The sequence below is a fragment of the Kribbella sp. NPDC054772 genome, assembly GCF_053611945.1.
Map to the genome: position 1 here is coordinate 1 of NZ_JBSHBJ010000064.1, position 12,801 is coordinate 12,801.

14 protein-coding genes are annotated in these 12,801 nt (G+C 69.3%); 10 read left to right on the forward strand and 4 right to left on the reverse strand.

The window, feature by feature from the left end; translation table 11 throughout:
* Nucleotides 1-41 precede the first annotated feature (41 nt).
* Nucleotides 42-302 (reverse strand): antitoxin, encoded by a 261-nt coding sequence (locus ACWGID_RS41175; RefSeq protein WP_452204852.1) that lies wholly within the window; start codon nt 300-302, stop codon nt 42-44.
* 121 nt (nt 303-423) lie between these two features.
* Nucleotides 424-678, reverse strand: coding sequence for a hypothetical protein (locus tag ACWGID_RS41180; protein ID WP_452204854.1), 255 nt, complete (start codon nt 676-678; stop codon nt 424-426).
* 122 nt (nt 679-800) lie between these two features.
* Here ACWGID_RS41180 and miaA point away from each other — a divergent pair, with 122 nt between their 5' ends.
* The 4 genes from miaA to ggt all read left to right on the forward strand — a co-directional run bounded on the left by miaA (nt 801) and on the right by ggt (nt 4,863).
* A complete protein-coding gene (gene miaA / locus ACWGID_RS41185) occupies nt 801-1,778 on the forward strand; it encodes a tRNA (adenosine(37)-N6)-dimethylallyltransferase MiaA (RefSeq protein WP_452204856.1) in 978 nt (325 codons plus the stop codon).
* On the forward strand, nt 1,765-2,268 hold the full coding sequence (locus ACWGID_RS41190; RefSeq protein ID WP_452204858.1) for a SigE family RNA polymerase sigma factor: 504 nt from the start codon (nt 1,765-1,767) through the stop codon (nt 2,266-2,268). The genes miaA and ACWGID_RS41190 overlap by 14 nt, the downstream gene beginning before the upstream one ends.
* An 8-nt stretch (nt 2,269-2,276) precedes the next feature.
* Entirely contained in the window at nt 2,277-2,966 is a 690-nt protein-coding gene (locus tag ACWGID_RS41195) for a hypothetical protein (protein ID WP_452204860.1), read from the forward strand.
* An 82-nt stretch (nt 2,967-3,048) separates the two neighbouring features.
* Nucleotides 3,049-4,863, forward strand: a complete 1,815-nt coding sequence (gene ggt / locus ACWGID_RS41200) for a gamma-glutamyltransferase (RefSeq protein WP_452204861.1) — start codon at nt 3,049-3,051, stop codon at nt 4,861-4,863.
* On the opposite strand, the gene ACWGID_RS41205 is transcribed toward ggt, so the two are convergent.
* The gene (locus ACWGID_RS41205) at nt 4,855-5,946 is read right to left on the reverse strand and encodes a M20/M25/M40 family metallo-hydrolase (protein WP_452204863.1); all 1,092 of its coding nucleotides are present in this window, start codon (nt 5,944-5,946) and stop codon (nt 4,855-4,857) included. The two genes, ggt and ACWGID_RS41205, sit on opposite strands and share 9 nt — an antisense overlap.
* Nucleotides 5,947-6,014: 68 nt before the next feature.
* On the opposite strand from ACWGID_RS41205, the gene ACWGID_RS41210 reads away from it, so the two are divergent.
* The 4 genes from ACWGID_RS41210 to ACWGID_RS41225 are packed head-to-tail and all read left to right on the forward strand — an operon-like array spanning nt 6,015 to nt 9,983.
* On the forward strand, nt 6,015-6,683 hold the full coding sequence (locus ACWGID_RS41210) for a GNAT family N-acetyltransferase (protein ID WP_452204865.1): 669 nt from the start codon (nt 6,015-6,017) through the stop codon (nt 6,681-6,683).
* Nucleotides 6,676-7,320 carry a MurR/RpiR family transcriptional regulator gene (locus tag ACWGID_RS41215; RefSeq protein ID WP_452204866.1) on the forward strand — a complete coding sequence of 215 codons (645 nt, stop codon included), beginning with the start codon at nt 6,676-6,678 and terminating at the stop codon, nt 7,318-7,320. The genes ACWGID_RS41210 and ACWGID_RS41215 overlap by 8 nt, the downstream gene beginning before the upstream one ends.
* Entirely contained in the window at nt 7,310-8,440 is a 1,131-nt protein-coding gene (menC, locus tag ACWGID_RS41220; protein WP_452204868.1) for an o-succinylbenzoate synthase, read from the forward strand. Before ACWGID_RS41215 ends, menC begins: the two co-directional genes overlap by 11 nt.
* Nucleotides 8,441-8,444: 4 nt before the next feature.
* Nucleotides 8,445-9,983 (forward strand): N-acyl-D-amino-acid deacylase family protein, encoded by a 1,539-nt coding sequence (locus tag ACWGID_RS41225; RefSeq protein WP_452204870.1) that lies wholly within the window; start codon nt 8,445-8,447, stop codon nt 9,981-9,983.
* Here ACWGID_RS41225 and ACWGID_RS41230 read toward each other — a convergent pair.
* Nucleotides 9,973-10,242 carry a hypothetical protein gene (locus tag ACWGID_RS41230; protein WP_452204871.1) on the reverse strand — a complete coding sequence of 90 codons (270 nt, stop codon included), beginning with the start codon at nt 10,240-10,242 and terminating at the stop codon, nt 9,973-9,975. The two genes, ACWGID_RS41225 and ACWGID_RS41230, sit on opposite strands and share 11 nt — an antisense overlap.
* Nucleotides 10,243-10,265: 23 nt before the next feature.
* Between ACWGID_RS41230 and dapF the strand changes: the two genes are divergently transcribed.
* Both dapF and hflX read left to right on the forward strand, forming a co-directional pair.
* Nucleotides 10,266-11,108 (forward strand): diaminopimelate epimerase, encoded by an 843-nt coding sequence (gene dapF / locus ACWGID_RS41235; RefSeq protein ID WP_452204873.1) that lies wholly within the window; start codon nt 10,266-10,268, stop codon nt 11,106-11,108.
* A gap of 83 nt (nt 11,109-11,191) precedes the next feature.
* A complete protein-coding gene (hflX, locus tag ACWGID_RS41240; protein ID WP_452204875.1) occupies nt 11,192-12,679 on the forward strand; it encodes a GTPase HflX in 1,488 nt (495 codons plus the stop codon).
* The last annotated feature ends 122 nt before the right edge of the window (nt 12,680-12,801 follow it).

The window sequence follows — 12,801 nt, forward strand, 5'->3', positions numbered from 1 at the left end:
GGGCCCGCAATCGGGTGCTTGCGGGCCCTTCGGGGACTTGATCAGGCGGACTGGTTCGGCGCGTCCGGGATGTCGTCGTTCTGGCCGTCCAGGTTGTCCAACCCTTCCTTGGCCTTGTCGACGCCGGCGTCGATCTTGTCGCCGTACTTGCCGCCTGTCTTCTCGTCGACGAAGTCGCCGGCCTTGTCCAGGCCCTCGCCGACCTTGTCGCCGTGACCGTCGACCAGGTCGGTGGCCTTGTCCTTCAGGTTCTCGGCCGTGTCCTTGAACTTGTCGAAGATGCCCATCTCGGGGGCTCCCATTCCTGCGTAGTTAAATGCTTACAGACAGCTAGCGGTGATCTTCGCATCTGCAACGCCGGAACTGTGGGATCTCCACGAGCGCCGTGCCCAACCGGTACCGGTCAGGCGCCCGGGGCAACGATCAGGCGCCGTCCTTCGGCTCCGACTCGACGTCGCCGCCGCTGTCGGTCGAGCCGCCGCCGGACTCGACGTCGCCACCGGACTCCACATCGCCGCCGGACTCGACGTCCCCACCGCTGAACTCGACGTCACCGCCGCTCTTCTTCAGCTCGACGTCGCCGCCGCTGCGCTTGGCAGCCGCCACGTCGTCGGCCTTTTCCCCCAGGCCGAGCGCGTCCTTCGCCGCGTCCGACTCTTCCTCGAACGGATTCGTCACTTGGGTTCCTCCCGTAGATATGGTGCGAACTCCAAGGTTCCTACCGAACTTTTCGGGTCATCCACAAGGCTGGTACAGACCTCTTGGCGAACTCTTGGGAAGCGAGCTGCCAGACTGGAGCGATGCCTGCTCCACTCGTCGCCGCGGTTGTCGGCCCCACCGCGGCCGGGAAGTCCGACCTGGCCGTCGCCCTCTCGCAGCGTCTGGGGGGCGAGGTGGTGAACGCCGACGCCATGCAGGTGTACCGCGGGATGGACATCGGTACGGCGAAGATCAGTGCGGCCGAGCGCTCCGGCGTACCCCATCATCTGCTCGACATCCTCGACGTCACCGAGACCGCGACCGTCGCGGAGTTCCAGGAGCTGGCCCGGGCGGCGATCGACGACTGCATCGCCCGTCAGGTCGTACCGGTCCTGGCCGGCGGTTCGGCGTTGTACGTCCGCGCGATCCTCGACGACTTCGTCTTCCCGGGCACCGATCCCGAGGTCCGGGCGCGTCTCGAGGCCGAGCTCGAAGCGAAGGGCTCCGGCGCCCTGCACGCCGAGCTGGCCGCGATCGACCCGAAGGCCGCCGAGCAGATCCTGCCGAGCAACGGCCGCCGGATCGTCCGTGCGCTCGAGGTCGTCGAGATCACCGGCGGCCCGTACGTCGCGACGCTGCCGGAACACCGCTACGTCTACCCGGGCGCGATCCAGCTCGGTCTCGACGTCCCGCGGCCGGTGCTGGACGAGCGGATCGACCGCCGGGTGGACCGGATGTTCGACGCCGGATTCGTCGCCGAGGTGCGAGGTCTGCTGAACAAGGGTTTGATTGAAGGCAGGACGGCCAACCGCGCACTCGGGTACTCACAGGTGATCGCGTTGCTCAACGGTGAGATCGACGAAACGGCGGCCCGGGAGCGGACCGCACAGGCCACGCGCCGGTTCGCGCGCCGGCAGGACTCGTGGTTCCGTAAGGACCAACGGATCACTTGGCTGCCCTACGACGACCCCGATCTGGTGGAGAAGGCACTTCAGGTGATAGCCGAGGGCAACCGCGCGGGCGCCGGCGGCGTAGGTGGGGTAGAAGAAGGCCTGGGGGCCGTCGATGCGAGGGGGTGACCGTGAGGCCGAGTTCCGTGAGTACCTGCTCGCGGACCGCACAAGGCTGATGAGGACGGCCTTGCTGCTCACCGCCGGTGATCTGCATACCGCCGAAGATCTGGTCCAGACCGCCTGCACCAGGGTGTACGTGCACTGGCACCGGATCAAGCACGAGGGCGCCGGGCCGTACGCGCACCGCATCCTGGTCAACGCCTTCCTCGACGAGCGCCGCCGGGCCGGCCGCCACCCCGAGGTGGTGACCGCCGAGACGCTCGAGCCGAGGCTGGCCGACGAACCGGACCAGGCCGACACGCTCGCGGTCCGGGACGCGTTGCTGGATCTCGCGCCACGGCAGCGGGCGGTGCTGGTACTGCGGTACTTCCAGGATCTCGATGTCGCGACCTGCGCCCGGATCCTGGAGTGCACCGAAGGCACCGTGAAGAGCCAGACCGCCAAGGCGTTGAAGCGCCTGAAAGAACTGATGACGGAAGAGACGGGGAGTAGCTGAGACCGCCGATGGACGACGTCAAGAGGTTGTTGGAGGGGTTCGCGGACCGTGCCGCCGATGGGCTGCCGGACGCGGACATCGACGCGGACGTCACCCGCGGACAGCGCGCGCTGCGCCGGATCAAGCGCCGGCGGCGGGCCACCGGCGTGCTCTGTGTCGCCGCCGTGTCCGCACTGGCGCTTGCGGTCGGCAACCAGGTGAAGTGGTGGGGGAACACCGCGGAGGTCGCCGGCGGTACGGCCGAGCCGCGGACCGCCGCGGCGCCGGCTACCCCGCAGGCGGCCGCACCGGCCAAGCCGAAGAGTTCCCAGACGATGTCGATGTTCGGTGCTTCCGTCGCCGAGCTGGTCGCGAACAAGCAGCCGTGGAGCACGATCGACTGCGGTCTCGCGCCGAAGGGCTGGTCGCCGGAGTCGCCGATCGCGGCCAACCACGTCGTACTGTCCCAGCCGGAGATGCGGACGACGGATGTCGCGGCCAAGATCGTCCTGCAAGCGGCCCCGCAGGCGCGGGCGCTGTCGGGTGTGCACGTCACCCAGTCGAGTGGCAAGACTTTCCATCTCGGCACTCTCGACGGTCGGCGGACCGGCCAGGTGAAGCTCGCGAACCAGTGGCTGCTCGTCGAGTTGCCGACTGGAACCGTCGAGTGGCCCGACGACGTACTGCGCCGGTTCCTCGACTCCTGCGCGGTCAGTTAGGCGCGCCAGAAGTAGCGCGCGGCCGCCACGTGAGATAGGCAAGGGCTTGTCCCTGTCCCGCCGACCTCGTGTGGGGTAATTCGTGAAGAAGCTGGTCGCATCCCTGTCCGCAGGTGCCCTCGTCCTGTCCGGTCTGAGCAGTCTGAACAGTTCGGCCCTGGCCGCTCCACCCACCCCGACGCCGCGGCAACCGACCGCGATCGGGTACGGCGGTGCGGTGTCCTCGGTCGATCCCGACGCGACGAACATCGGTCTCGACGTCCTGCGTCGTGGTGGTAACGCGGTCGACGCCGCGGTCGCCACCGCCGCGGCCCTCGGTGTCACCGAGCCGTACTCGGCCGGCATCGGCGGCGGTGGGTACCTCGTGTACTACAACGCCAAGCAGCACAAGGTGTTCACGATCGACGGCCGCGAGACCGCGCCCGCGACGATGCCCTCGGACGCGTTCATGAACAAGTCCACCGGTCAGCCGTATCCCTTCGCGCAACTGGTGACGTCGGGCGTGTCGATCGGCGTACCGGGATCGCTCGCGACCTGGGACAGCGCCCTGAAGCAGTGGGGTTCGGTGCCGCTCGGCAAGGCGCTGCAGCCGGCCGCGGACCTGGCCGAGCGTGGATTCGTGGTGGACCCGACGTTCCGCCTGCAGACGTTGGAGAACAAGGACCGCTTCGCGCAGGTCGTGCCGACCGCCAAGCTGTTCCTCCCGAACGGCGACGCGCCGCAGGTCGGTTCGCTGTTCAAGAACCCCGAGCTCGCCGCGACGTACAAGCTGATCGGTCAGCAGGGTCCGTCGGTGTTCTACAACGGCCCGCTCTCCGGTGAGATGGCCGCCGTCGCGCAGAACCCGCCGAAGACTGCGAACGCCACGCTGCCGTTCTTCCCCGGTTACCTGCACGCGAGCGACCTCGCGGCGTACAAGGCGATCGATCGCACGCCGACGAAGGTCCGGTACGACGGCCTTGACGTCTACGGCATGCCCCCGTCGTCATCCGGCGGAATCACCGTCGGCGAGGCGCTGAACATCCTGCAACCGCAACACCTGAGGCAGCAGTCGACCACGCAGGCCTTGCACACGTACCTCGAGGCGTCGGCGCTCGCCTTCGCGGACCGTGGCGCGTACATCGGTGACTCCGCGTACGTCGACGTACCGCAGAAGGAGCTGCTGTCGCCTGGGTTCGGCGCGGAGCGGTCGTGCCTGATCGACCCGCAGAAGGCGGCGAGCAAGCCGGTGGCCGCGGGCTCGCCGGACGGAAAGTACTCGCACTGCGGCAAGGGCAGCGCGGTCGAGCAGCGGCCTGACACCGAGGGCCGGTCGACGACGCATCTCGTTGCGGCCGACAAGTGGGGCAACGTGGTCTCGTACACGCTGACCATCGAGCAGACCGGTGGCAGCGGGATCACCGTTCCGGGTCGTGGGTTCCTGCTGAACAACGAGCTCACGGACTTCTCCGCCGTACCCGACCCGAAGGACCCGAACAGCGTGCAGGCGGGGAAGCGGCCGCGGTCGTCGATGTCGCCGACGATCGTGCTGCGCGGCGGCAAGCCGTACATCGCGATCGGTTCGCCGGGTGGCTCGACGATCATCACGACCGTCCTGCAGACGCTGACGAACCGGCTCGACCGTGGCATGACGCTGCCGCAAGCGATCGCGGCGCCGCGGGCGTCGCAGCGCAACACCGCGTCGGTGACCGCGGAGCAGTCGTTCATCGACAAGTACGGCGCGGCGCTGGCGCCGTACGGTCACACGTTCACGCCGGCTGGTGCGCCCGGGAGCTCGGCCGCGGAGATCGGTGCGGTCGCGGCGCTGGAGTTCCTGCCCGGCGGTGGGATTCTCGCCGCCGCGGAGCCGTCGCGACGTGGTGGGGGAGCAGCTGGAACGGCCTGGCCGTCAAAGTGAGGTGACGATCGCGGCGACCAGGGCGACCCGTTCGCTCAGGCTCGCCGCGATCACCTGCTCGTGGACGGCGTGGGCGCCCTTGCCGACAGGCCCCAGGCCGTCCAACGTGGGGACGCCCAACCATCCGGTCAGATTGGTGTCGGCCGCGCCGGACGCGGCCGCGCCACCGACCTCCTGCCCGACGGACCGCCCGGCCGCGGCCACCTTCGCCAGCAGTTCGTCGATCGCCGACGACGGCTGCCACGCCGGCCGGTTCGACATCACCCGTACCTGCAGCTGAGCGTCCCGCACCGGCTGCAAGGCAGCCACCGCCGCCAGCACAGCCTCTTCGGTCGATGGATCGACAAAGCGGAACCCGATGTCGGCCGCCGCAGCCCCCGCTACGACGTTGGTCCGCCCGCCACCCGTGATGGTGCCGACGTTGCACAGCACGTCGTCGTGCTCCGCGACGATCTTTCGCACGGCGATCAGCTGATCGACGAGCTCGTCGATCGCCGAGACACCGCTTTCCGGATCGAGCGCCGCGTGCGCCTCACGGCCGCTGACCTCGATGCGGACCCGGGTGCTGCCCCAGCGCGAGGTCTTGAGGTCGCCGTTCGGGTGCGGCGGTTCGAGCCCGAACGCGGCGTACACGCCCTTGGACTCTTCCGTCACGAGGGCGCGGGCCGAAGGTGAGCCGACCTCCTCGTCCGCCACGACGATGACGCGGACGGGGCGGTGGTCCTGGTCGGCGATCTGCTCGAGAGCGGTCTCGAGGACGACGAGGCCGCCTTTCATGTCGAAGACGCCGGGCCCGTGGATGATGCCGTCCGCCTCGCGCCACGGCATCGCGTCCTGCAGTTGGCCGATCGGCCAGACGGTGTCGTGGTGCGCGAGGAACAGCAGCGGAGCGTCCTCGGTGCGCGCGCCGCGACCGGGGAAGTCCGCCACCAGATGGTCGCCGGTTGGGTGCTGGTCGCGACGGACGGTCGCGCCGAGCTCGGCGTACCGCGTGGCGAGCCGGTCGGCGAACGCGTTCAGGACGGCTGCGTCGCCGGTCGGGGTCTCCGCGCCGACGTACTCCCGGAGTCGCTGAATGATCATAGATAGTCAACGTATCATCATCTGAGCACCGATTGACTAGGGTGAGATGTGCGGGATTTACTCAGGATATGAATCGTATCTCTGAGGTGAGCTTCCGCGCGGTCTCGCTCACCACGGCGTCGCGGTTCGCCGAGGCCTCGGCGTTGTACCGCGCGGTCTTCGGCTACCTCGACCCGGCGTACGGGCTGAACCCGCGATTGCTCGGCGCGCTGGCGAGCAACGGCGGATCGGTGGTCGGCATCCTCGACGAGAGCGACCGGCTGGTCGCGTTCGCCTACGGCTTCTGCGGCACCGACCGGCGCGGCTTCTACCACTACTCGCAGTCGGCCGTGGTGGCTGCCGACCATCAGGGCCACGGCCTCGGCCGGATGCTCAAGCACGCCCAGCGCGAAGTTGCCCTCAGCCACGGCATGTCGCGGATGCGCTGGACCTACGACCCGACGCAGATCCGCAACGCGCACTTCAACCTCGACGTCCTGGGCGCCCGCGGCCGCTGGTTCGCCCCGGACATGTACGGTCCCGGCACCGACCGCGTCGTCGTCGAGTGGGACCTGAGCCAGGAGCAGCCCGCCGCGCTCGACGAGTCCGAGCTGACCCAGCTCGTCGTGCCGGACGACCCTGCCGAGCTTCGCCGCGCGTTCGAGGAACTGCTCGGCAGGGGACTGGCCGCCGTCTCGTGCCGCCGGCTGCCGGACGGCACGGGCGCCTACTATTTCGGGCCGGTCGACGATGCCTGACGACCCGCGCAACCGCGAGCTCGCCAGTCCCCAGGAGCGGTACGACGCCCGTCTGCAGCGCCGCTCGTCGACGCTCCTGCAGCGCCGGGTGGTCGAGCAGGAACGCGCCTCGATCGACGAGGCGCTGGACCAGATCCTCGCCGACGAGTCGATCGCGCAGGCCGCGGCCCGGATCGTCGCGGCCCGCCGGCGCTTCATCATCGGCTCGGCGAAGTCGTACTCGTACGCGTCCCTTTTGGCCTTCGACCTCGGGGTCGGACTGTCCCAGGTCACGCTGGTCGACGGCACCGTCGTCCGCGGCGTCGACGTGCTGTCCGACGTCCGGTCCAACGACCTGATGGTCGCGTTCTCCTTCCGCCGGTACCGGCGCGACACCGTCGACATCGCCCGCCGCTTCGTCGACGCCGGTGGCGAACTGGTCGCGGTGACGGACTTCGAGGACGCGCCGCTCGCGAAGATCGCCGACCAGTCCATCTACGTCGCCACCGGAAGCGCGTCGTACGTCGACTCGCCGACCGTCGTCGCATCGGTCCTGCATGTGCTCGCGACGCTGACCACGGCCAGTGCGAAGGGCGCCCGGCGGAGGCTGATGGAACGGGACCGGCTGAACACGGAGCTGGGGTTGTATGTCAACTGACCTGAAGGTGGTCGCGGCGCGGCTGCACCGGGTGCGGATGCCGCTGGTGCACGCGTTCCGGACGAGTTCGCACCGCAAGACGTTCCTCGACCACATCCTGGTCGAGCTGACCGACGCCTCGGGCGCGACCGGCTGGGGCGAGATCGCGTCGTCCTCCGATCCGTACTACGCACCCGAGACGGTCGAGACCTGCTGGCACATCGCAGAGCGGTACCTGCTTCCAGCCGTCCTCGGCGCGACCTGGGAGCACCCTGAGCAGGTCAGTGCGCGATGGGCCAAGGTGCGCGGCAACCAGTTCGCCAAGGCCGGTGTCGACATGGCGGTTTGGGTGCTTTGGGCAACAGTTCGCGAACGGTCGCTGGCGGCGGCCCTCGGCGGCACCCGGTCGGAGGTGGTGGCGGGGGTCTCGCTCGGCATCGAGCCGACGATCGACGATCTGCTGGCGGAGGTCGAGCGCCAGGTCGCGGCGGGGTATCCACGGGTCAAGCTCAAGATCGCTCCCGGCTGGGACGTCGAACCGGTCCGGGCCGTGCGAACGGCGTACCCGGATCTCGATCTGCATGTCGACGCCAACGGGATCTACACCGCGGCGGACCTGGCGCAGCTGCGACGGCTCGACGAGTACGGGCTGACGATGATCGAGCAGCCGTTCGGCCCGCGTGATCTGCTCACGCACGCCGCACTGCAGCGCACGATCGGTACGCCGGTGTGCCTCGACGAGAGCATCGAGACGGTCGACGACCTGGAGACAGCGCTGGCGCTAGAAGCGCTGCAGGTCCTGAACATCAAGGTGTCGCGGATGGGCGGCCTGACCGCGGCCCGCGCGGCGCACGATCGGGCGCAGGACGCCGGGCTCGGGGTCTGGTGTGGCGGGATGCACGAGTTCGGCATCGGCCGGCTCGCGAACGTCGCGCTGTCCAGTCTCCCCGGGTTCACCCTCCCATCGGATGTGTCCGCCTCGGAGAAGTACTACGCCCGGGACATCGTCGAACCCCCGGTGGTCGCGGTCCAGGGCGTCGTACAGGTGCCCGGGGCAACCGGTCTCGGGCATACCGTGGACCGGGCGCTGATCGCCCAGAACACGGTCGACGAGCTGACCCTCGGACCAGAACAGGAGTGATTCCATGCGGGTGGCAGTGACCGGCGGCCTGGTCGTCGACGGGACCGGCGCCGATCCGAGCCCCGCGACCGTGCTGGTCGAGGACGACCGCATCACCGCGCTGCTGCCACCCGGTGAGGTGCCGTCCGGAGCCGAGATCATTGATGCCACGGGCAACATTGTCGCACCGGGGTTCGTCGATCTGCACTCGCACGCGGATTTCAGTCTGGACACGAGTCCGGCCGCCGAGTCGCAGCTCGCCCAGGGCGTCACCACGCTGGTCGCGGGCAACTGCGGCTGGTCGCCGTTCCCGGTCACCGACCTCGACACCCTCCGCGCCGGTACGGCGTTCCTCGGGTCGGAGCACGCCTGGTCGTGGACCGATCTCGCCGGCTTCGCTGCAACGTTGGAACCCGCGGTGAACCTGGCGCTCCAGGTCGGCCACTGCACGCTGCGGATCGCCGCGATGGGTAGCGCCCAGCGGCCGCCGACGCCGGACGAACTCCGGCTGATGCAGGACCTGCTGCGAGCCGCCGCGGACCAGGGTGCGGTGGGTTTCTCCACCGGGCTCATTTACGCCCCGGGCGCCTACGCGTCGCCGGAGGAGGTCGCCGCGCTGGTCGCGACCGCCGCCGACTGCGGACTCCTCTACTCGACCCACATCCGCAACGAGGTCGCCGGCCTGTTGGACGCGCTGGACGAAGCGATCGGCGCGGCCCGGGCCGGTGGTGCGCGGCTCGAGGTCTCGCATCTGAAAGCCGTTGGTCAGGCCAACCACGGCCTCGTCCACGCGGCGCTCGACCGGCTGGATCGCGCCGCCGACGTCGACCTCGGCTGGGACGCCTACCCCTACACCGCCACCAGTACGACGCTCACCACGAGACTCCCGACCTGGGCGCTGGCCGGCGGCACGCTCCTCGACCGCCTCGCCGACCCGGTCGAGCGTTCACGGATCGCCGACGCGCTCCGCGCGGACAGTCTGCTCTCGCCGGATTCGGTCGTGATCGCATCGCTGCCGCCCGGCCGCTACGAGGACAGCCGCGGCCTCAGCCTCGCCGACATCGCCCGGAACGACGGTGTCGACGCCGCCGAGATCGTGCTCCGCATCCTCGAATCGCACGAAGCCGCCGTCAGCGTCGTCAACCACGCCATGGACGAGGACGACGTCACCACGGTGCTCGAACACCCGAAGACGGCGATCGCGAGCGACGGCTGGATCATGGACGCCACCGGCCCCGGCCACCCGCACCCGCGGAACTTCGGCACGTTCCCGCGCGTCCTCGGCCACTACGCCCGCGACCGCGCCGTGCTCACCCTCCCCGAAGCGATCCGCCGGATGACGGCCCTCCCCGCGTCCCGCCTCGGCTTCACCGACCGCGGCGTGATCTCACCGGGCGCCATCGCCGACCTGGTCGTCCTGGACCCGGACGAGATCGTCGACAGGTCGACGTACGACGATCCCTGGCAGCTGTCCGTCGGTGTCACCCACGTCCTGGTGGCTGGTCAGACCGCGTGGGCCGACGGCGTTCCGACGGGGCGGCGGCCTGGGCGTGTCATCGCTTGAAGCGCTTCGGACCGCTCGGCAACGGGGGAGGAGCACTGGGAATCTCGGGAGTCTCGACGGTCGAGGTTTCGAGCCAGCCGTCGTACTCGGCGAGCAGCTGATCCACGGCGGTCCGGTCGGCGTCGCGCAGTACGACGATCCACGGATGGTCCTCGTCGTCGTCCTCCCCGTGGAAGCGTCCACGCCGTACCTCACCGCTCAGCCGGTCGGCGACGGCCTCGGCGTCCTCCTGCTCCCAGAAGTAGGCGATCAGCTCCATGCCGCACACCGTACGCTTTCCCCATGACTGCGTTTGCCTGGTTGAAGGGACATGGGACCGAGAACGACTTCGTGATCCTGCCCGACCCGGACGGTTCGGTGCACGGGGAGCTGGACGCGGACCTGGTGCGGTTCCTGTGCGACCGGCACGCGGGGCTCGGTGCCGACGGGGTGCTCCGGGTGATCCGGGGCGACCGGCAGACGTACGTCGACGACGGTGGCGACTGGTTCATGGACTACCGGAATGCGGACGGTTCGATCGCGGAGATGTGCGGGAACGGCGTCCGCGTCTTCGTGAAGTACCTCGCGGAGGCGGGGCTCGTCGACGGCAAGCCGGTCCGCGTCGGCACCCGCGCCGGCATCAAGGAGGTCACCCGGAACGACGACGGCACTTTGACCGTCGACATGGGTGAGCCGACGCTGCCCAGCCCGGCCGGGATCGTGGTGGAGGCCAACGGTCACCAGTGGCCCGTCCTGCACGTCGACATGGGCAACCCGCACGCGGTCGCGTTCGTCGACGACCTCGGCGAACCGGGCAACCTGTGCGACCAGCCCAGCTGGTCACCCGCCGAGGTCTTCCCGCACGGCGTGAACATCGAGTTCGTCGTACGCCGGGGTTCGCACGACGTCCAGATGCGGGTCCACGAGCGTGGCGCGGGGGAGACCCGATCCTGCGGGACCGGCACCTGCGCGGTCACCGTGGCCGCGGCGCGGCAGGCCCGGGACACGCTCCCGGTCACGTACCGGGTCGGCGTACCCGGTGGTGAGGTGAGCGTGACGTGGCGGGCCGACAACCACCTGGAACTCACCGGACCGGCCGTCCTGCACGCCCGCGGCGAGTTCGACCGGGCCTGGCTGCCCGCCTAGTTGGGAATCACGGTGCCGCGTGGGGCGTTGACCAAAGTAAACGGGTCGCTTGTACTGGAGGCCCGTGCCACCATGGAAGGTATATGACGACCCATTCACATTCTTACGACGAGACCACCGACGTCGAACTTGACCTCCTCGAGGGCGAGGACTCCGGCGATTCGTTGACGGGTCACGTGACAGACGATTCCGAGCTGAGCACCGAGGGCCTCGAGCTCGAGGAACGCCAGGCTCTGCGCCGCGTCGTCGGCATGTCGACCGAGCTGACCGACATCAGCGAGGTCGAGTACCGCAAGCTGCTGCTCGAGCGGGTGCTGCTGGTCGGCGTCTGGACCGAGGGCAGCGCCGAGGACGCCGACAACTCGCTGGCCGAGCTGAAGCTGCTCGCCGAGACCGCCGGTTCCGAGGTCCTGGACGGCGTGATCCAGCGGCGCAAGAAGCCCGACCCGGCGACCTTCATCGGTTCCGGCAAGGTGAACGACCTGCGCAACCTGGTCGCTGCTTCCGGTGCGGACACCGTGATCGCCGACGGCGAGCTGGCCCCCGCGCAGCTGCGCAACCTGGAGGACCGGCTCAAGGTCAAGGTGGTCGACCGGACCGCGCTGATCCTGGACATCTTCGCGCAGCACGCGAAGAGCAAAGAAGGCAAGGCCCAGGTCGAGCTGGCGCAGCTGCAGTACATGAAGCAGCGCCTGCGTGGTTGGGGTGGAAACCTGTCCCGCCAGGCCGGTGGCCGTGTCGGTGCCGCCGGTGGCGGTATCGGTGGCCGTGGTCCCGGTGAGACCAAGATCGAGACCGACCGGCGCCGGATCAACACCAAGATCTCCAAGCTCCGCCGCGAGCTCAAGGCGATGAAGAGCACCCGCGGGACGATGCGCCAGGAGCGCCGCCGGAACTCGGTGCCCTCGGTCGCGATCGCGGGGTATACCAACGCCGGCAAGTCCTCGCTGCTGAACCGGATCACCGGCGCCGGGGTGCTGGTCGAGGACGCGCTGTTCGCGACCCTGGACCCGACCACCCGGCGGACCACCACGGCGGACGGCCGCGTCTACACGCTGACCGACACCGTCGGGTTCGTCCGCCACCTGCCGCACGACATCGTCGAGGCGTTCCGCTCGACGCTGGAGGAGGTCGCGGACGCGGACCTGCTGCTGCACGTGGTCGACGGTTCGCACCCCGACCCGATGGCGCAGATCCAGGCGGTCCGCGAGGTGCTCGCCGAGATCGAGGCGAGCGACGTGCCGGAGATCATCGTGATCAACAAGGCCGACGCCGCCGACCCGCTCGCACTGGCCCCGATCCTGCACCGCGAACCGCACGCCATCGTGGTGTCGGCCCGCACCGGTGAAGGCATCGACAAGCTCCGCGAGCTGCTCGAAGGCGCCCTGCCGAAACCGCATGTCGCCCTCGAGGTGCTGCTGCCGTACGAGCGCGGCGACCTGGTCTCCCGGATCCACTCCGAAGGCGCGGTCGAGCAACTCGAACACACCGCCGAAGGCACCCTGGTGACGGCCCGAGTACACCCCAACCTGGCCGGCGACCTCTCGCCGTACCAGGTCGCGACAGCCTGACCCGACCAGAACAGCCCCCGAGAAAAATGGCGGGTTCATGCGGTCCTCGCAACACCTCGATTTGAGGAGTTGCGGGGACCGTGTCGTTTTCGGAGGAGTTGGCCGGCCTGTTGAGGTTGGTG